Here is an 18,755-nt window from a genome sequence, read left to right on the forward strand (position 1 = left end):
GTACTAAAACCCACCCTATTTTAAAAAATAAAAGATAAATGGTTATTTAGACCTGTTCTAAAGAGTATCGGACATAGTAAAGGTGTGAATTAGTCAGGGTGCTCACCTGTGTTTGTATATAGATTTTATAACTTAACACATTCATCTTACTTTATTGATATTTCCAAATTAACCTAAGGCATATAAAAAAATAGCGAGCTTCATAACGTTTATCGTTTTGAAGCTCGCTATATTTAGTTATCAATAATATTGATAACTCGTATTACTGACCTGTTCGTGGCAATGTTTTACTGGTATTAAATACTTGCAGTGCCGCGGTTGTGGCAAAGCCTCCCGCATCTGGGAATTCAATCTCTATGGTATTGTTTTCGGCTAACGCTGTAATTGGCACCGGAATTTCAATAACACCAAAGTAGCTATCGCGACCAGGATTTACTCTACCTGTTTCTTGATCATATCCTCTAAAGTCGGCTGGCACTGTAACATCCGTTGAATTGACTTTTACTGTTGGTATTAACGATTTACCATGTGCTCGGCCAATACCTAAACGTAATACCGCTTCACCAGTTGCGCCAACAGTAACGTCATTAATATTAAAGGTAATTTCAGTGTTGGCGGCAATTTCTTGTTTAAAATCGCTAGCGTAATATTTTACTTCATCACTGGTTTGGTCAATTGTAATATCAGTGTTGTAAGTCACTTTGATGATCATAGTACCTTCACCATCTAGCGTTACTGAGTCAGGCAAAGTACTTGCGTTTACTTCATCAAGCGATGATGTCCAATCGTCTGTTTTTAGATGTTTGATGTTAACAGCACTAATATTTGCGGTATCGATACCAAATGCATTTAAGTTAACGTCTGCTTCGTCAAATTCTAAGTTATTTAAAATGATATAGGCATCGTCACCATCAACATAAGCATCTACTTGAATATCAAGATCAGATGACCAAGTATCAACGCGTGTACCATTAACCTCAGACCATAAGTTGTAAAATAGTTCGATATCAGAATAAACCCACTGAGTTGCCGTATTGTCACCAGTGCGTTCAAATTCCTGCACCATTAAACGTGGACCATATGGAATGCTCTGACCATTTTGTTCAGTACGTCCCCATTCAGCTTTAACAACGATAAATGGAATTGTTTTTGCTATAACGTCTGGACGCTCAAGGAAACTCATCAACATTTTGTTCGTTGCGCGCATTACTAAGGTGTCTTTTTTATGCGTCCAACCAATACTTCTTTCACAATGGCTCGCTGCGCCATACTCTGAAATAACATAAGGTTTCATTTCACCTACGGCTATGTGGCTATAATTTTCCATCATATCCATCGTTGCTTCCATGTTACTGCCAGAGCGATATTTTTCAGTATTGTTGTGACAAGGAAAGTCATATAAATGGATTGAATAAAAGTCCATTTCAGCGCCAGAGGTATCAATAAATAGCTTGTCTCTGTCTTCCCAGCGTTGAAAGTTGTCAACGTCAAAATCAGGAAATGCAACGGTATAACCACCAACTAAAACATCGTCATTTTCAGCAATTTTGTGTATTTCTGCTTTGGTCGTATTGTGAAATTCAAATGCTTGCAATGGCGTAACATAATTATCATCGCTTGGGTTTCGAACTGTTGTTAGGTCATATAATGGCTCATTCATAATTTCGAAGTATTTAGGTTTAGTTTCCCATGCTTCGTTATCATTATTTTTGAAAAAGTTAGCAAGGTATTGGCCCATATAATGACCTGTTGCTGTACCTAATGGTTCTTCTTCGGTGTCTGTTTGTGAAAAAGCCCAAGGCTCGCCAACAGCTGCAAGCGTTGCTATTTCTGTTCCTTCTGGCCAATATGGGTGTTGCTGTGCCCCTTGAATCATATCTTGTGCACGCGCCTGTATTTGTGGCAGACGAGCATCGCTATGTTTTTTAGCCGTACTATTTGCATATGTCCAACGGAAGTTTCCGCCAGTCGTTGCAACGGAAGTCTCGTCAACAAATCCTGGCTTGTCGGCATCTTCACTAACATTGCGAAGTGCCCAACTAATCGAGCCAGTCACTCGTCCAAAATAAACGTCGTTGTTGGTGACAAAGTTAACCATAAGATCTTCGTCTTCATTCGGAGCGTTTCTTGAATGAACGTCGCTTTCACCCCAGTCATTTTCTGATGGTGAAGCGTGAATGGTGATAAACTTTTGTCGATCAAAATGCTCTATTCCACCAACACTATGTTTAGTATCAAAATTAATATCAACCTGTATACCGGTTGGCGTAGGTTCAGGATCGGGTGTTGGGTCTGGCGCTGGAATTGGATCTGGCACCTCTTCTTTTTCGCCACCACTGCTACCGCAACCAATTACCCCTATGCTAAGGCATGCCGCCACAACCAAATAAATTTTAGATTTTTTTGCGTGAATATTCATTTATACCTCTTGTTAAGCTCAATATTCTTAGCGTTAAACTTGCGCTAGCGTTTATATTGAACACATACACTATTATTATTTTTATTTCCTGCCTCTTTAATGCAGGTGATCTTTTTGTTTAGACAATTTTGTAAACAATGCAAATACTACATTGTTAACAATATTTAATAAACAATTTAATTGTGGCGATTAAGGATGATATGATTAATCGTTTAAATACAAGCAGATAATGGCATATCGGTTATTTCGATTTTTACAATAAAAAGATTTTTTCTAAAAATTAATCGATAAGGAATTAGCAGAGGCTGGAAATTAATGTAGCGTTTGATATTAAGTTATTCGTCTTTTACTTAAACATCATTTTGGCGTTAAATCATTTTTACCCTTTATCGCCATTTTCGAAAAAGGCTTCCGAAGAAGCCTTTAATTATTGTTTTTATACAGTCACTTTCCTGTTAAGGCACCAATACAATTGGAATACCTACACGGTGCGCGAGTTTGTTAGCAACACTACCAACAAGCAAGTCAACAATACGTGACCGACCTTGGCGGCCAACAAAAATCATATTAGCGTGCATCAGTTTTAAGTGATCCAAAATAGCAATTACTGGATCGCCCCATAATAATTCGTAAGTAATGTTGATATCGCGTTCTTTGTACTGTTCAGCTAACGGCACCAATATACGTTCTATGGTGGCTTGTTCTTCAGCATCTTTATCAATCGTTGGTGGTCTTGAACCTTCCATTGCTATTGGATGAATAAATGACCAATCCATTACGGTGATCAGCTTGATGTTGGCATTTGTTTCTTCTGCTAAACTAATGGCACGTGCTGCTGCTCTGTTGCTCCATTCACTGCCATCAACTGCTACTATATATAAAGGTTTGCTCATGGTCATTTCTCCAGTATTAGCGATATATTATTCTCGCTAGTGTTGCGTTAATTTTTATTACTGGTTAAACATTACACCACCAAACTAATGGAAAATAGCCACTTTCGAATAGAACTTTGCCGTAGATCAAATCAAGGCTCTGTTGTAAAAGAATCCTTAAGTTAGCAGAAAGATTTTGGTTATTTTGATAGTCAGGTTAATTATTGTGATCGGGTGTAAAAATTGAGCAAGTCTCTATTTATCGCAATAAAAAGCCGACTAAATTGTCGGCTTAATGTTTAACTTAACTGAGGTACTAATACGCAAATGCACATTTATACTATGCTAAAAACCATTATTTTTTGAGCATAGATTTTAAATCAGCAAACGGATTGTACGTTGCTGATTCTTGATCATTATTAGTGCTTAATGCATCAGTTTGATATTTGGCGTGTTGGGTGTATTTGTCATGCTCGTTGTCGTGACAATAAATACATAACAGCTCCCAGTTACTGCCATCGGCTGGGTTGTTGGTATGGTCATGATCAATGTGATGCACGGTTAATTCTTTTAAGGTTGAAAATACAAATTCTCGCGCACAACGACCGCAGATCCACGGGTATAATTTCAACGCTTGGTCACGATAGCCCTGCTCTTGACGTTTGTAATTGGCACTGGTGCCTAATTTATCAGATGACATTATATTCCTACTTCTTGATGATTAAAGCTAGCGATTAGCTATGTACCGCGAGTTTAACTTTTTCTTTATAACTTCGACTTACTTTTAACTCTTTGCCATTATTCATGACCAAGTAGTATTCGCCATTTAGCTGACTACAAAACTTTTTGATGTAGCTTTTATTCACTATGGTTGAGCGATGACTGCGAATAAACTGATTAGGATCTAAGGTTTCTTCAAGTTGCTTCATGGTTTTTCTGAGAATATGCGTACTTTCTTCAGTATGCACGCACATGTAATCACCAGCGGCATCGATCCATAATATGTCGCTTACCGGTACACGACTGGTTTCGCCTGCATCTTTGATCGCTAAAATATCTGAATACTTATGTAAATCAACAGGACGATTTTGCGCAAGTGTTTCAAGTATGTTGTCGGTATCATTACCTGTTACTTCACTTACTATTTGCACAAGTTCTTTAGTATGTGTCGCACTTTGACGCTGATTGATATGTGTTCTAATTTTATCAATACATTGTGCCAAACGCTGTTCATCAGCCGGTTTTAATAAATAATCTAATGCGTGAATATCAAATGCTTGGATGGCGTATTGATCAAATGCAGTAACAAAAACAATATTAGGTAAAGGCAATTCTTGGCTAACTAGCTCTTGCACTACTTGAAAACCATTTAACCCTGGCATTTGAATATCTAAAAACATCACATCGGGTTGATATGCACGAACTGCCTCTATTGCTTCTCTGCCGTTGCTACATTGAGCAACTAATTCAAAGTCGGTAAATTCCTTAAGCCTGATCTCTAACCCTTTACGGGCCAATGGTTCGTCATCAACAATGATGGTTTTGAACATTTGACTCATTTATTGACTTTCCACTTCATACGGTAACCTAATGCTAACTTTAACACCTGTGGGCGTATTATGTGAAACAACTAGTGAAAAATTGTCAGGATATAAGGCATTTAGTCGCTCTCGGGTATTAGTTAGCCCCAATCCGTTTTCGCGGTGCAAATTACCGTTGATAATTTCAGCACCGGGTCCGTTATCTGAAAGCTCTATCAGCAGATCGTTGCCAAAGTGCTTAACAATAATATTGATAGTACCGCCCTGCTCGCATACTGCAATGGCGTACTTAATTGAATTTTCGGCGAGCGGTTGCAATACCATACTCGGTACTAATGCATGCTGACACGCTTGTTCTATATCAACCACTACTTTTAAGCGCTCTTCAAAACGTACTTTTTCAATATCTAAATAAAGTGACAGCGCTTGAATTTCACTCGCCACTGTCACTTTCTTCATAGGATCTTTATCAAGAGAATAACGTAAAAATTCACTTAATTTGGTGACCATGCCGTTAGCGGTTTTATTTTCTTCAACCAATATTAACGTCGAAATGGCATTTAAGGTATTGAACAAAAAATGCGGATTTAATTGATAACGCAACATTTTTAATTGCGCCTGATGGGCAACGGTATTTGCTTTTAATACATTTTGCTGTGCTTTTTGCAGCATTTGATAGTATTTAATACCAAAATACAAACCGCTCCAGCTTAAAATAATATAGAACGACCAGACACTCGATTCGGTGTAATACAGCCAAAAGTCGGGTTTGTAGCCGTGCTTGTATATTTCCCAGTAGTTAATATTTTTAACGACTTGCCACAAAACCCCAGTTACATATGATGCGACAATGACAAAAATGGCAATTTTTAACGGTGGCTGATCCCAAATTCTTCGATAAAAGTAGCGCAATGGTACGGTTAAAATCCATGCGGCATACGAGTTTAAAAAGATGATCACCACAAAGATATCGCGCAAATCGTGTAGTAACGATCCCAGATAATGCACAAGCGCAAACCCAAACCAACCTGCAGTTTGTAATACCCAAAAAAATCGATTTCTATCTTCTACTAATACTTTCCAATTCACAGCATTCAACCGTAATGTGCTCTAACTTTTATTATAGAGAGCTATAAGTGAAGTTCATTACCACTTAGCGTGTCTATTTAACAGTTTGTCTCATTTGATTACATCTGGTTGAGACATGTTTTGTTTAATTATTCACAATGACCGACGAGCTTAATACCTGACAAATCGCCAAAATTAGCTAATTGCTCGTTTGCCAACGCCTGTAGATTTGAACAATGGTTTTGCTTCAATGAATTTTCTAGATACCAAAGCCCGTTTAATAAATAACAACATGGCAACAAGGCATTAACTAAGTTTTTATCAACTTTACCAATTGAGCTTTGTGCACTATCAATGCTGTTGGCAGAGGCGTTTTTGTAGCCTAAATACATGTGAACATATTGATCAACGGTCAAATCTAATAACGTTAACTCGCTATGGTTAATGGCGACAAACATGGCAATATCAAATTCTACCGGTGCTATTGATGCACATTCAAAATCGACCAAGACACATGGCGAGCTACTTTGGTGACTTGCTAGCTTGTTCGCGTTAGTTTTAGTTTTAGTTTTTATAATATTTGAAAAGTTGACATCACCATGACAAAGCACCAGATTTAACCTATTAGTTAAACTCGCCAATTGACTGTTTTGCACGGCAAGCCAACGATTAAGCAACGCCATTTTCTCTAAACTAAATTGTTCAATAAAACTTGCACTATGAGTGCTAATTAACGATGAAATTATGCCAATAACATTAAGAGCTTCAAGCTTAGCTAAAGAAGCATCTGATAATTGATGCAGCTTTGCCATTAGCTGCATGGCAATATCCATTTTTTCATCGGTAGGCATGGTTACTTGAGCCAGTGTTTGGCCATCAATAAATTCGCTAATAAGCCAAGTTTGGTCAGTATATACCAGTGTAGCGCCAAACTTATGTTTAGCGGCAAGCATTGTCGCTTCAATTTCAATCGATGCGCTGTAGTGACCGACGAGATACTTTGCGAAATATTGCTTCGTGTTGGATGCATTTAAATTGTCGATTAGTGTGACTTTAAAACACTGGTGACTTGTTCCCTGCGCTATCGGTTCAATGCAGATTTGGTACTTAGTTAAGTCATAGCCAACAAACAAGTCGAGCTTGGCAAGTTGTTGGCGAATATCGTTCATGTTAGCGCTTGGCAAAGTCAAGTTAGCTTAATGGGCCGACGATAACGTACATGGCGGCTGCGCAACCGATACATATTTTTTACGCCAGTAGATATAACCGACAGCCGCAATAACCACGTATAAAATAAATAGCGCTGCGGTTGGTTGCAGGTTTTTTTCTATATATAGGTAAATAGAAACTGCGTCGATGACGATCCAGTACAGCCAATTTTCCAAGACTTTTTTGGCAACTAAATAGGTACCAAATACGGCAAACACTGTGGTTGCGGAATCAAAGTAAGGAAAGTCTGTTGGTGTAAATGTAGCCATTAACCAGCCAACAACAAGCGATATTACAGTAAGTATGGCTATCGCTTTTACATGCCAAACTAACGACCAACTTTGAATTTTCTGTTCGGCTTTACCTTGTGACGGTAAATTCTTCCAGCAATACCAGCCATATAGCGCCATGACCAAATAATAGACCTGCAACAAACTGTCCATCCACAGGTAGACATCGTAAAAAATAACGGTATATATAACTGTACTAACGATCGCTGCCGGCCAACACCAAATATTTTCTTTCGCGGCAAGTATCACATAGGCTAACGCACTAATAACGGCAGCTAGTTCCCATAAGGGTAACGTGGAAAAATATTGGACACTTTCGCTTAGCATAATTCTTCAGGAATAACTTCAGAGCGGTCGCCGCCAATAAACTTACAAACAAACACGGCTGCGTCGAGGGTTTGATGTACGTGTTTTATTTCGGCCATGACTTTAGAGGTGGCTAAATCGTATTCACCGAACACTTGAGTGCTCATGCCATTTGTAACCACTTTTAAACCGTCGACATTGCGAAGGCGTTTAATAAAGGCCCAAATTTCAGTTTTAAATTTTTGCTCAGCCAATGGGTATAAACTGATTTCTATCGATATATTCATAAGGTTTCCTATATGCTTGGGCATCATGTATTGGACATAGTGTAATGACCAAGCATATTATCATCGTCAGTTAACTAAAACTGATAATCAAATGTTACGCCAAATACTGCTGGCTCCCCAAACTGGTAGTAGGCTTTATCAGTGTAGCCGTCGCGTGGGTCATTACCAAAGTAAAAACCACGAGTTGCATATTCTTTGTCGAACATATTACGCACCCATGCCTTAATATGCCAATTTGGTGCGAAGTAAGTAACTGAACCATTAAATACCGTTGCTGTGCTCGACTTTTCACTATGGCTGTCTGAGAAGTAAAAACCGTCTTTACTATCAACAGAAACGTTGACTAGCCAATTATCATTTGGATAATAATTTACACCTAAGTTCATTTGAAAGTTTGGTGCATGTGCTTGGTCACGACCTGTTTCTTCTGTACCGTCTTTATAAGTAAAGCCACTAAACTCGGTATCTAGCAAACCAAGTGCGCCATATACTTCAACAGCTTCGTTAATAAACCAATTGCCTTCTACTTCAATACCTCGGTTATAACCTTGCGCGGCATTAGCCCAGTAACTGGTGAATTCTGAACTACCGTCTGGTCGTTCAACTAAGTTGTAGCTGCTAATTTGAATATCTTCACGCTCCATATAGAAAACTGCGGTACGAACCGATGCGGTATTGTTTAAAAAATTCGCTTTGTAACCGACTTCGTAATTCCAGACATATTCAGGATCGTAAGTGCGTAAATCGGCTGGCAACGTACCGTCTGCATTTACACCACCAGCTTTAAAGCCACGGTTAATTGAAGCATATACTTGGTTATTATTATCTAATTGATAAGACAGCACAGCTTTACCGCCCAACATGTCGTCGCTTGGTTTATCAACAACACCATCACTGTTGGTGAAGTCGCTAATACGGTGTTCAAAGCGCAAGCCTGAAATAAGTTTTAGTTTTTGCGTAATCGATGTTTCTAATTGGGCAAACAATGCATAGCTTGAGGCGTCAAACTCAGAAAGATAGTCTGCATCAAGATAGGTATATTGACGACGTAGATCTTCTGTTTCATGTTTTACATAAGCGCCGGCAACCCACGAAGTACTGTTATTAAATATTTCTTCGCCTGGGTTTGAAATAAAACGCACTTCGCCGCTAAAGTTATTACGCTCTCTAAAGTAATGATCGGTTGATGAATAGCCGTCAGCTTCAGCTAAACAACCTGTTGGGGTAATACACGGGTCAGGATTATAAATATCGTTGTCCCAATCGTCAGGGCGCCATTCGTATTCACCAAAAGCCCAGTCTTCGTCATATCCGTAGTCTAAATCAGAAAATGACATACTAGTAACCGCTTCTATAGTGAACGCTTTGTTGGCGGTGTAAGTAAACTTGGCACTCATTGCGGTAGAGTTTTGCTTATCAAAGCCAGGGTTATCTGAATAAGTGGTGCGGTTATTGTCTAAAGAAAAGGCATCGTAACCGTTGTCGAAATTAAAATGCATTAGCGCTAGGTCTATGGTTAGATCTTTGCTTGCTTGGATCGCTAGTTTGCCACGCAAACTTAATTCATCACGGTTGTTGGTATCTTCACGATCTAAATGGATATTTTCCATATAGCCGTCGCTTTTGTACTGCTCTACTGCCATACGATAGTTAACTTTATCGTTTGCAGGCCCAGAAACAACGAGTCCAGCACCGTAACTATTATAGTTGCCAGAAGTTAAACGCATCGAGCTTTCAAATTCATCAGTAGGTGCATTACTTTGCATGTACATAATACCCGCTAACGCATTAGCGCCAAAACGTGTACCCTGTGGCCCGCGGTAAACTTCCACTTGACCAATATCGTATGTTGATGCAATGCTGCCAATTCCAGAAAAATCAATGTCATCAACAATTAAACCAACAGATGAGTTCATAGGTTGAATAAACTGGCTACGCTCACCTATGCCACGTATTTGGTAATATCTAGCACGTTGTGCGCCACTGGCAAAATTAATGTTTGGTAGCGTTGCGACAATTTCTTCTAAGTTTTGCGCACTTCGTAAGGCAATGTCTTCACTAGAAAGAACAGATAATGCAGACGTAGATTCGTGTAAATTAAGTTGGCGATAATCACTTTGAACGGTGATCACTTCCATCGCTTGATTGTTATTGGCTAAGGTAAGTGGAGTGATAAAGGCGCTAGCAACGGCTAAAGCAAGTGATGTTTTTACGGCTTTCATGTTGATCTCATAATTATTTTTACGGGACCGCGCTTGAATGTATCAAACAGTTAGCCATTAAAGCCTTAATGTACTGTGAAACAACCATTCCTACGCCGGTATTATCCGTGTCAGGTTCTAAGGGTTACTCTCAGCATAAAAGCATGTTTTATGCACCCCTTGGCTTGGGGCGCATATTACCAATTTGTATCAGGATGTACAGCAGTATTGTGTCACAGTTTTTTTATAACTTATTTAATAGTCGTATTAAACCGCTAACATTGGCCCTAGTGGCTTGCCACCAAGTAAGTGCATATGAATATGGTAAACCTCCTGCCCGCCATGATCATTGCAATTCATAATCAGTCGGTAGCCATTTTCATCAATGCCCTCTTCTGCAGCGAGTTTTTTAGCCACGGTGATCATACGCCCTAAGGTTAATTCGTCAGCTTCAGTAACATCATTCACCGTAGGAATTAATGTATTTGGAATAATCAATATGTGCGTACTGGCACGAGGTGCGATATCTCGAAACGCTGTTACTAGCTCATCTTGGTATAACAATGGAGTTGGAATTTCTTGACGAATGATTTTTGAAAAAATGGTTTCTTCAGCCATGTTTTAATACTCTTTATAAGTGCCCATAGGTTGTTATCGTTAGTGTAACGTGAAATCGATAAATAATTAACTATTTGCTTTAATTTGAAAATAAGGTGTTAAATCGCAATTTATTGTGGGCATGTTAATATTGGCTTTATCATGGTTTTTCAATAGTCGTTAACGCGTTTAGTGATGATATTCACTTGTAGATCTACTACTATAGCGTTTTAACAGCATTATAAAAAAGGCATTACCTTGCTAGTTAACAAGCTTAAACTTTTTGGTCAAATTTCCCGACAAATTTTTATCTATTTTATTATCGTCACTATTTTAGGGCTAATTTACGGTATTTGGCATAGTTCACAGCAAGCAGATTTTTTACCATTAACTGAACAGTCATCAACGATCGAGGCTAAATACAGTTATTTTATCAGTCGAGACTCAGTCAATACTCAAGAAGTTTTAGCGCATGAGTTTTCCTACGTTGATGCTCAAGATATTCCATTCCAGCTTGATGACATGACTTATTGGATCAAAGTTGAGCTTACCAACAAGGTTAGCGCCGAGCTGCCATTAGTATTACATGCCGACAATGCCATGTTAGAAGATTTTTCCATCTACCAATTGGCTCAAGAATACAATAAAGCGGTTAAAATAACGCTAGATACCAATACGACTCAGACAATATTTCCTCACTTATCTTTTAATTTGCCTGCAAAAGTCACCAATACTTATTTAATGAAAATCAAAACACTTGGTCCGCCTAATGTGCCAATCGTGTTATACCATCAAGATAATTTTCAACAACGCATACAATTAAGTCAGTTACTGTTCGGCGCATTCATTGGTATTATGTTGATGATCGCAGCCTACAATGTCGTGGTATATTTTGCCCTTAAAGATAATATTTATTTAATATATTTAGGCTATCAACTGTCAGCCTTTGTTGTTTTAGCGGGAATTAATGGTTTTGGCTATTACCTACTTCCTGTGTCTATTCAGCAACACCTTAACGACCAAATTATATTTTTTCACTATTTATTAGCGATTTTTTTGCTGGTATTTACGCTCTATTTTTTACGGTACAACCAACAACACCCTAAAATTACGCGAATTGTCGGTATCGTGAGCATTGCGCTTATTATAACCAGTGTAATTTCAACTCAACTCAGCCCCATTATGCAGGCGAAAGTATTTTTTAGCGTGCAACCTATGCTGTACTTACTGGCTATTTTTCTAGTGGGGTTAAAATTACGTAAATCTTTTGCTTGGGCTCGTTTTTATTTTATATCTTGGTTGCCTTTGCTTATCGGCGCAGCAGTTCAGCCTATGTTGCTGCTTAACTTTATTGACTATTCATTTATTGCCAAAAATGCCTTTTTACTTGGGGTATTAATTGAAGTGAGTTTTATGGCGTTTGCGTTAGCAGAGCGTATGCGCAGAAATGAACAAGAGCGATTACATGATGTTTATTATCACGCTAACAATGGCTTACTTAAAAAAGTGTTGTTATCAAATGCCATTGCCGAGCATGCACAGCAACACCAAGTTAATTTAAGTATTTTAGTGATTAAGCCAGAGCACATTGATCATATTAACTTGTACATGAATGACCGTTTAAATAGCCATTTTTATCGAGAGTTAAATCGCAGCCTTTCATCTTTATTTGCCTACAATAATGCCATTGTGCCGTTATCAGCTAATGGTGAAAAGCTTTGTTTGGTTGAAAAAAACACCTTCGCGATACTCATTGATAACAAAAAAACAACGCAGTCACACCAAGTTTTAATACAATCAATTCAGTCTGTTATTTTAGATAACTATAAAATTGACCAGCTATCATTGCCACTTTCTGCCCATGTTGGTATCGCCAATTTCCCTGAACATGGCAATACCAGTAACCAAGTATTAAATCGTGCGCAGCTGGCACTAAAACAAGCTGAAAACTCACCTAACAAATGGGCTATTTTTGAAGCTGAAAGCGCACTGCAAGACGAGTATTTATTAAAACTTGCCTGCGATTTGCAAGCGGCAATTAACAATAACGAATTTGAGGTTTATCACCAGCCCCAAATTGATTTAAAAACGTTAAGAGTCTGTGGTAGCGAGTGTTTATTACGTTGGCACCATCATAGTGAAGGTGAAATTTCACCAGATATATTTATTGCCGTAGCTGAAGATACCGGACTAATTAACGAACTCACCTTGTGGGCATTTAATAAAGCCTTATCTCAGCATCAAGATATTATTGATAATGGCAATTCTAATCACATGCTATCAATAAATATTTCAGCTAAAGATATCAGTTCAAAAACATTCTATCAGTCAGTAATTGAGAGCATTGAACAAAGTGAAATACGCGCAGATAAAATTATTTTTGAACTGACCGAAGCGGCAATCATTACCGATAATGAACAAGCACAACGTGCTATTGAACAATTTAGTGAACTAGGCATTACCATAAGCATTGATGATTTTGGCAGTGGTTGCTCTTCTCTCTCTTATATTACTGATTTACCTTTCAATGAATTAAAAATAGATCGGCAATTTGTCGCTGACATCAATCAATCTCGCAAACGTAAAACCATAGTACAAACCATGGCAACAATGGCAAAAGGTATTGGTTTGGAAGTTGTAGCTGAAGGGATCAGCAGTGAAGCTGATGAAAAAGCAATGCAGGCCTTTGGCTGCGATATTGGTCAAGGGTATTATTATGCGCCGCCAATGCCGATTATGAGCTATTTAATTTGGTTAAAAGAACAAGTTAATGGCCGAAATCAGCAACAAGAAGGTGAGTTTATTTCTGCTAAAAAGGTGGAAGAATTGAAGAGTGATGGTCAACAATAAGCCAGCTACCCCCTATTTTTTGATAGACAAAACTAAAACGTGCTTGAGTGATGACTTTATGGTTTTTATCAAACCAGCTAAATGTATATATACCGTTGCTTATGGCAAAATTGTCAAAGCAACGGATCTCAAACTGATCAAATTCAATTTTACGTTCACTAAACTGAAAAAAATACGTGAAGTATTGTTCTATTAAGGCTGTGGTATTACGTTGAATCGGAGAAAACGTGCCCCATAACGACGCGTTTTCAGCATATAAACGACAAATAGCCTCTGGTGTTTCTTCACTAAACCCTTGTGCCCATGTCGACATTAGCTGATTAATTTCTGTTGTTAATGCCATCACCTACTCCCTTTGTAAAAAACAAGCCTACTTGCATATGCTCATAATCTACCGACTAATGCGTTTGCTATCTATAAGCAAAAAGTCGTAATTATATTTTAAAGCAACTGTTTTTTAAGAACATTAAGATATGAAAAATAAGCCTCTTCGTTATAGTTTCTAGATAACTTATTCATAAAGCCGTGGTAATAATTACTTTGGCAAATACTTACCTTGTTAAATAATGCTATTTTGTTTGCCAAGTAGCTAATATCAAAATGATCTTCTTGTTTGGGCAATATAACGTCTATGGAGAACTTTGGTTGTTGGGTAAGGTAATGCCGTATTTGGCTGCCGTAAAAGGCAAATGCTTTCGAATTTTTGTTGATATTATTTGAGCCAGCATAGCGCCAAAGTACAGATGCGCCAACGCTAAAACCAATCAACCGGTAAGCTGTGTTTGGCTCGAGTTGCTTTTTAAGCGTGTCGAAATATCTATCTAAACCGACGTGTTCAACAAAATATTGATAGGCGGTTGCTTCGTCATCAAAACTAAGGCTTGAGTCTTTATATGGCGAAATGATTTTTGCAGCGCCAATCGCTTCGCTAAACGCTTGTAGAGAGGTGCTATTGCCGAATATATCGCTAATGATTATCGTGTCCATAGTCTCTTAGGCTGCCTAAAAGTATTCAACAACTAATGCCGAGATCACGGGTAAAATGGAGCCGACCAGTAACAACGCCATGGTTACATTAAATACTTTTTGATGATTTGGCTTTGACAAGTATTTTTTCATTTTCATGCCGCCGAGTAACCATAAAAACAAGCTTGGTAGAGCCACAACAAAAAAGACAAAGGCAATGTATAAAACTTGCCAATAAAACGTATCCGATAACGTGGTATAAGCGCTAATAGCGCCTGTGCCCATTACCCAAGCTTTTGGGTTTAACCATTGAAATAATGCCGCTTGTACAAAGCTTATCGGTTTAGCAACGTCTTTTTCTAACGATGTTGTCGCAGAGTTGGCAATTAACCACGCAAGATATAATAAATAGAACACGCCAATAATTTTAATCGCTTGATGTAAAAATGGATAAGCAAGAAAAACACTCGACATACCAAAACCAAGAATAATTAACATTGGAATAAAGCCACAAATAATACCCATTAAATGCGGCATACTTCGCTTAATACCAAAGTTTAAACCTGAGGTCATGATCATAATATTATTAGGACCTGGGGTAATAGAAGCAGACAAGGCAAATAGCCAAACTGTTAACCAATATTCCAATTGCTAATTCCTTTTAAGCTGATGTTTTTGATAATAGGCTTTAAGCGCCTGTTCAATTTGCACTTTATCAGAGGCTGAGTTTTCTTGGTAACCACGTAAGTATGGCCAGCCATATCCCCAGCGAAATTGTGTGGGTAAATAAGGTGTGCCTCCGACACGAACACCAGCAAGCATCAATTTTGCGATGTGCTTTTGTCCGACTTTATCGACGCAGTGCTTTAAATCTTGATCAGCAATTTCGCGCATTTTAGCCGTGCCACCTTGCCAATAGGCGAGATCATGCGCGGTGCAACAGTCTAACCATAATGTATTTTGCACGAGCGTACCATCGGGAAACAAACTACAACCGTCAGAGGTAAAAGGTTTGATGGTGTCAGCATTGCAAAACAATGGTGTTAAACAAACTAAAATGAAGGCGTATTTGAACATAGCTACTGTTTTATCGTTATAAGTATATGGTCGATGTGCTGATGCACTGACCATATACTAACGATTTTTGCTGGATAAAACAGCTAGCAAATTTTGAAATGGGTAGTTAAGTCGAAAACTTCTCAACTAAGGCTTGTTGCGTATTGGCGATATTTTCCAGTGTTTGACTAAGCGCTAACGCCTCACTAGATTGAACATTAACAATATCTGACTGAGATTGAATATGGCTCATGTTGCGATTCATTTCATCACATACGCTGCTTTGCTCTTCAGTCGCAGCCGCGATTTGTGTATTCATTTCATTAATGCTACTCACCGCCTCAGAAACATTAGTGAGCGCCTGAACAGCCTCTTGTGCTTTTTCCAAACCATGTGTTGATTTAGCTTGTGTTAATTCCATCGACTCAACAACCTCGTTTGTTGATTGTTGGAATTGGTTTAACATTTGATCAATTTCACCGGTTGACTCTTGAGTGCGCTGGGCTAAGGATCTTACTTCGTCAGCCACTACGGCAAAACCCCGGCCTTGCTCGCCGGCTCGTGCCGCTTCAATTGCTGCGTTCAAGGCTAATAAGTTGGTTTGTTCGGCAATATTTTGAATAGTCGAGAGAATACTATAAATCTGAGTGGTATTTTGAGATAGCTCGTTTACGTAGCTTGAGGCCAAGGCGGTTTGTTGAACCATCTCTTCTATTGCCTGACAGTTTTCATTTACTTTTTCGCATGTAATATCAACAAACTTTTGACCGTTATACGCAGAATCTGCCGCGCTTGCCGCATTAGCAGCCATATCTTGTGATGTTACCGACATTTCGTTCATTGCGGTAACCACCATATTAATTTCGTTTTGCTGAACGCTAACGGCATTATGGTTAGTTATTGACACTTGATTGGTTTGCTCTGCGGTATGATTAATTTCATTTGACGCTTGTTTAATATCGGTAATTAACACTCGCAAATTTTCGATAATTTCATTAACCCAATGACCAACAGTACCCAATTCATCTTTACCTAGATTGTCGATACGTTTCGTTAAATCACCTTCACCTTGGGCGATGTCTTGTAAACGTTCAGTCATTTGTGCAAGCGGTTGATTAATTTGTCTCATTAACCACCAACTAAAGACTAAACTGGCGAGCAGAATAAAACCAATTGCAACGAGCCATAAGGTTAATGAATTGTAGGCGACGTGCTTATTGCGCTCAGCGGTTTCAATAACTTGATTAGCGGCAAACATTTTAATTTGGTCAACGTCTGCAGAAATGTTATCAATTTGAGTTAACCATGCATTTAGATTGTAAGTAATAGGCTTACCAGTGCCCGCTTTAACGATATTAGATATCTTAGAATAAAAACGTGGCTTTAGGGTTTCGTTTGAAAGAGTGGTAAATTGCGATAACAAGTCTCCTTTGGCAAGTTGCATAATACTTGCACCATATAAACGCATTTGCGCTTCAAGTTTACCTAAACGAGCGATCGCAGGAACTTTAATGTTTTTTCCCTGTGCTGCAGCTTCAGGCAACCCACTTTGAAAAGTCGCGAATATATTTTTAAATTTAACTAAGTTGACATAGTTTGTTATGTCGATAAGAAGCTCTGTGGTATTCGCTTCGTTTATTAAACGCATCGTCGACCACATGGTGCCAAAAATATTACCTGATAACTTATTAATCAGTTGTTGCGGTTTTAAAGCAAACGAATCGACCAATTGACGATGACCAACAAAGTTTCGTGGATCTGCCAACATGCGCTCTAAAATAACTTGCTGGGTTTCTTTAGCGAATCCGGTTAAGTCAGTTTGTTTAATTAAAGCATCTAGTTGTAATATCTTTTCATCAGTTATATTTCGTTGTGTTTGCAGCTCACCAGACCAACGTTCTTTTTCAATCGTAAATAAAACACTAAAGCTTCTTTCTTTTTGCATTGAATCGGCAACATCATTTAGCGCAACAACCAGTTGAACTAAAGAGGTAACTCGTTCAGCTTTTTTCGCTTCTTCAAAATTTTGGTGGACGCTAAAAATTGCAGTGCCAATAAAAGCTATAAGTGGAATGATAAATAAAGCAATCAGTTTCAATCTAATGGACATGAGTTCTTCTTAATATAGTTATAGTAAAATTGAGACAATGTTTTTGTATATAAATACAATTTAACAAAGAATGTAATATATATCATACATAAGGTCACCTACCAACACAGATTAAAATGTTTAAAAGCGTTAAAGCCAAAATACAGCCCACCTAATTGCATTAAATCTTTCGCCAAAACTATCACTGCAAGCAAGTTGATATGCAGCTAATTTACACAAATAAAGCGCTCATCAACGGATAACGAATGTCCCTTTGTAACCCTGATAACTATTTATATGTCTAGCTTTTATGCCTAGTTATTATTTTTTCTTTTACCGCTCCACAATAAGCACAGCTATTACTTTTATTAATACAGATAGGTAGTGACTGTTCACCAACTAAATCTACGGAGTTGCTAGAGTTATCAAGCATACTTGATATAGAGTTACCAGGGTTGTTCGGATAAGTAATTACGGGGTTACCAGGGTTGCTCATGTATTTACATTTAGGGTTGTTAGGGTTATAGTGTTTTTTATGCTGATAAAGGAGCGAAAAATGCATTACCCTGTTGTTATTTTGTTTGAAGAATTAACTGAACAATTCACCTTGTCTGTCGTCGATTTACCAGGTTGCAAAGTGACAAACCATTCAATTGATCACGGTTTGTTGAAGTTAAAAGAAGAAATTGCGGGTCATTTAAAAATACTTGCAGAGTATGGTGAACAAATACCACATGCAAAATCGATCGATTTTCATCGTAAAAATTCAACCAACCCCATGGCGATTTGGGCATTAGTAGAATTTGATATTGTTCCCTACTTAGGAAAAAGCCATAAAATAAATGTGACCTTGCCAGAGTTGTTAATTAAACAAATTGATGATCGGGTAAGTAAAGACGAGAACTATAAAACACGCTCTGGTTTTATTGCTACTTCGTGTATTGAACAATTAAATAAGAAATAACGAGATAATAAAGAAAGGTAACATTGGTTACCTTTCTTTT

General features: G+C 38.2%; 17 protein-coding genes and 1 riboswitch. Of the genes, 2 read left to right on the top strand and 15 right to left on the bottom strand.

The window, feature by feature from the left end; genetic code table 11:
- Positions 1 to 262 precede the first annotated feature (262 nt).
- From ACRRSQ_RS15400 to hinT, 10 genes are all read right to left on the bottom strand, one after another.
- Complete coding sequence (locus tag ACRRSQ_RS15400; RefSeq protein WP_440876658.1) at positions 263 to 2,419, bottom strand: hypothetical protein; 2,157 nt, start codon at positions 2,417 to 2,419, stop codon at positions 263 to 265.
- A 455-nt stretch (positions 2,420 to 2,874) separates the two neighbouring features.
- Positions 2,875 to 3,312, bottom strand: coding sequence for a universal stress protein (locus tag ACRRSQ_RS15405; protein ID WP_440876659.1), 438 nt, complete (start codon positions 3,310 to 3,312; stop codon positions 2,875 to 2,877).
- A 334-nt stretch (positions 3,313 to 3,646) separates the two neighbouring features.
- Positions 3,647 to 3,991, bottom strand: a complete 345-nt coding sequence (locus tag ACRRSQ_RS15410) for a YajD family HNH nuclease (RefSeq protein ID WP_440876660.1) — start codon at positions 3,989 to 3,991, stop codon at positions 3,647 to 3,649.
- Between the two features lie 34 nt (positions 3,992 to 4,025).
- A complete protein-coding gene (locus ACRRSQ_RS15415; RefSeq protein WP_440876661.1) occupies positions 4,026 to 4,850 on the bottom strand; it encodes a LytR/AlgR family response regulator transcription factor in 825 nt (274 codons plus the stop codon).
- A complete protein-coding gene (locus ACRRSQ_RS15420) occupies positions 4,851 to 5,921 on the bottom strand; it encodes a sensor histidine kinase (RefSeq protein WP_440876662.1) in 1,071 nt (356 codons plus the stop codon).
- A gap of 128 nt (positions 5,922 to 6,049) precedes the next feature.
- Positions 6,050 to 7,069 carry a phosphotransferase gene (locus tag ACRRSQ_RS15425; RefSeq protein WP_440876663.1) on the bottom strand — a complete coding sequence of 340 codons (1,020 nt, stop codon included), beginning with the start codon at positions 7,067 to 7,069 and terminating at the stop codon, positions 6,050 to 6,052.
- Between the two features lie 27 nt (positions 7,070 to 7,096).
- Complete coding sequence (gene pnuC, locus ACRRSQ_RS15430) at positions 7,097 to 7,726, bottom strand: nicotinamide riboside transporter PnuC (protein ID WP_440876664.1); 630 nt, start codon at positions 7,724 to 7,726, stop codon at positions 7,097 to 7,099.
- A complete protein-coding gene (locus ACRRSQ_RS15435) occupies positions 7,720 to 7,992 on the bottom strand; it encodes a hypothetical protein (protein WP_440876665.1) in 273 nt (90 codons plus the stop codon). Before ACRRSQ_RS15435 ends, pnuC begins: the two co-directional genes overlap by 7 nt.
- A gap of 74 nt (positions 7,993 to 8,066) precedes the next feature.
- On the bottom strand, positions 8,067 to 10,214 hold the full coding sequence (locus tag ACRRSQ_RS15440) for a TonB-dependent receptor (protein ID WP_440876666.1): 2,148 nt from the start codon (positions 10,212 to 10,214) through the stop codon (positions 8,067 to 8,069).
- A gap of 70 nt (positions 10,215 to 10,284) precedes the next feature.
- A riboswitch (TPP riboswitch) is annotated at positions 10,285 to 10,384 on the bottom strand.
- Between the two features lie 76 nt (positions 10,385 to 10,460).
- Positions 10,461 to 10,811 (bottom strand): purine nucleoside phosphoramidase, encoded by a 351-nt coding sequence (gene hinT / locus ACRRSQ_RS15445; protein WP_440876667.1) that lies wholly within the window; start codon positions 10,809 to 10,811, stop codon positions 10,461 to 10,463.
- 237 nt (positions 10,812 to 11,048) lie between these two features.
- Here hinT and ACRRSQ_RS15450 point away from each other — a divergent pair, with 237 nt between their 5' ends.
- Positions 11,049 to 13,640, top strand: coding sequence for an EAL domain-containing protein (locus ACRRSQ_RS15450; RefSeq protein WP_440876668.1), 2,592 nt, complete (start codon positions 11,049 to 11,051; stop codon positions 13,638 to 13,640).
- On the opposite strand, the gene ACRRSQ_RS15455 is transcribed toward ACRRSQ_RS15450, so the two are convergent.
- The 5 genes from ACRRSQ_RS15455 to ACRRSQ_RS15475 all read right to left on the bottom strand — a co-directional run bounded on the left by ACRRSQ_RS15455 (position 13,600) and on the right by ACRRSQ_RS15475 (position 17,772).
- Positions 13,600 to 13,983, bottom strand: a complete 384-nt coding sequence (locus ACRRSQ_RS15455) for a DUF4440 domain-containing protein (RefSeq protein ID WP_440876669.1) — start codon at positions 13,981 to 13,983, stop codon at positions 13,600 to 13,602. The two genes, ACRRSQ_RS15450 and ACRRSQ_RS15455, sit on opposite strands and share 41 nt — an antisense overlap.
- A gap of 98 nt (positions 13,984 to 14,081) precedes the next feature.
- Positions 14,082 to 14,627, bottom strand: coding sequence for a hypothetical protein (locus tag ACRRSQ_RS15460; RefSeq protein WP_440876670.1), 546 nt, complete (start codon positions 14,625 to 14,627; stop codon positions 14,082 to 14,084).
- Between the two features lie 15 nt (positions 14,628 to 14,642).
- Positions 14,643 to 15,254 carry a LysE family translocator gene (locus tag ACRRSQ_RS15465; RefSeq protein WP_440876671.1) on the bottom strand — a complete coding sequence of 204 codons (612 nt, stop codon included), beginning with the start codon at positions 15,252 to 15,254 and terminating at the stop codon, positions 14,643 to 14,645.
- Between the two features lie 3 nt (positions 15,255 to 15,257).
- Positions 15,258 to 15,683: a hypothetical protein gene (locus ACRRSQ_RS15470; RefSeq protein ID WP_440876672.1), complete on the bottom strand. Its 426-nt coding sequence runs from the start codon at positions 15,681 to 15,683 to the stop codon at positions 15,258 to 15,260.
- 106 nt (positions 15,684 to 15,789) lie between these two features.
- Positions 15,790 to 17,772, bottom strand: coding sequence for a methyl-accepting chemotaxis protein (locus ACRRSQ_RS15475; RefSeq protein WP_440876673.1), 1,983 nt, complete (start codon positions 17,770 to 17,772; stop codon positions 15,790 to 15,792).
- A 535-nt stretch (positions 17,773 to 18,307) separates the two neighbouring features.
- Here ACRRSQ_RS15475 and ACRRSQ_RS15480 point away from each other — a divergent pair.
- Positions 18,308 to 18,715: a type II toxin-antitoxin system HicB family antitoxin gene (locus ACRRSQ_RS15480; protein WP_440876674.1), complete on the top strand. Its 408-nt coding sequence runs from the start codon at positions 18,308 to 18,310 to the stop codon at positions 18,713 to 18,715.
- Positions 18,716 to 18,755: the final 40 nt, after the last annotated feature.

The organism is Thalassotalea sp. PLHSN55, from assembly GCF_052030545.1.
Classification (GTDB): domain Bacteria; phylum Pseudomonadota; class Gammaproteobacteria; order Enterobacterales; family Alteromonadaceae; genus CANMXU01.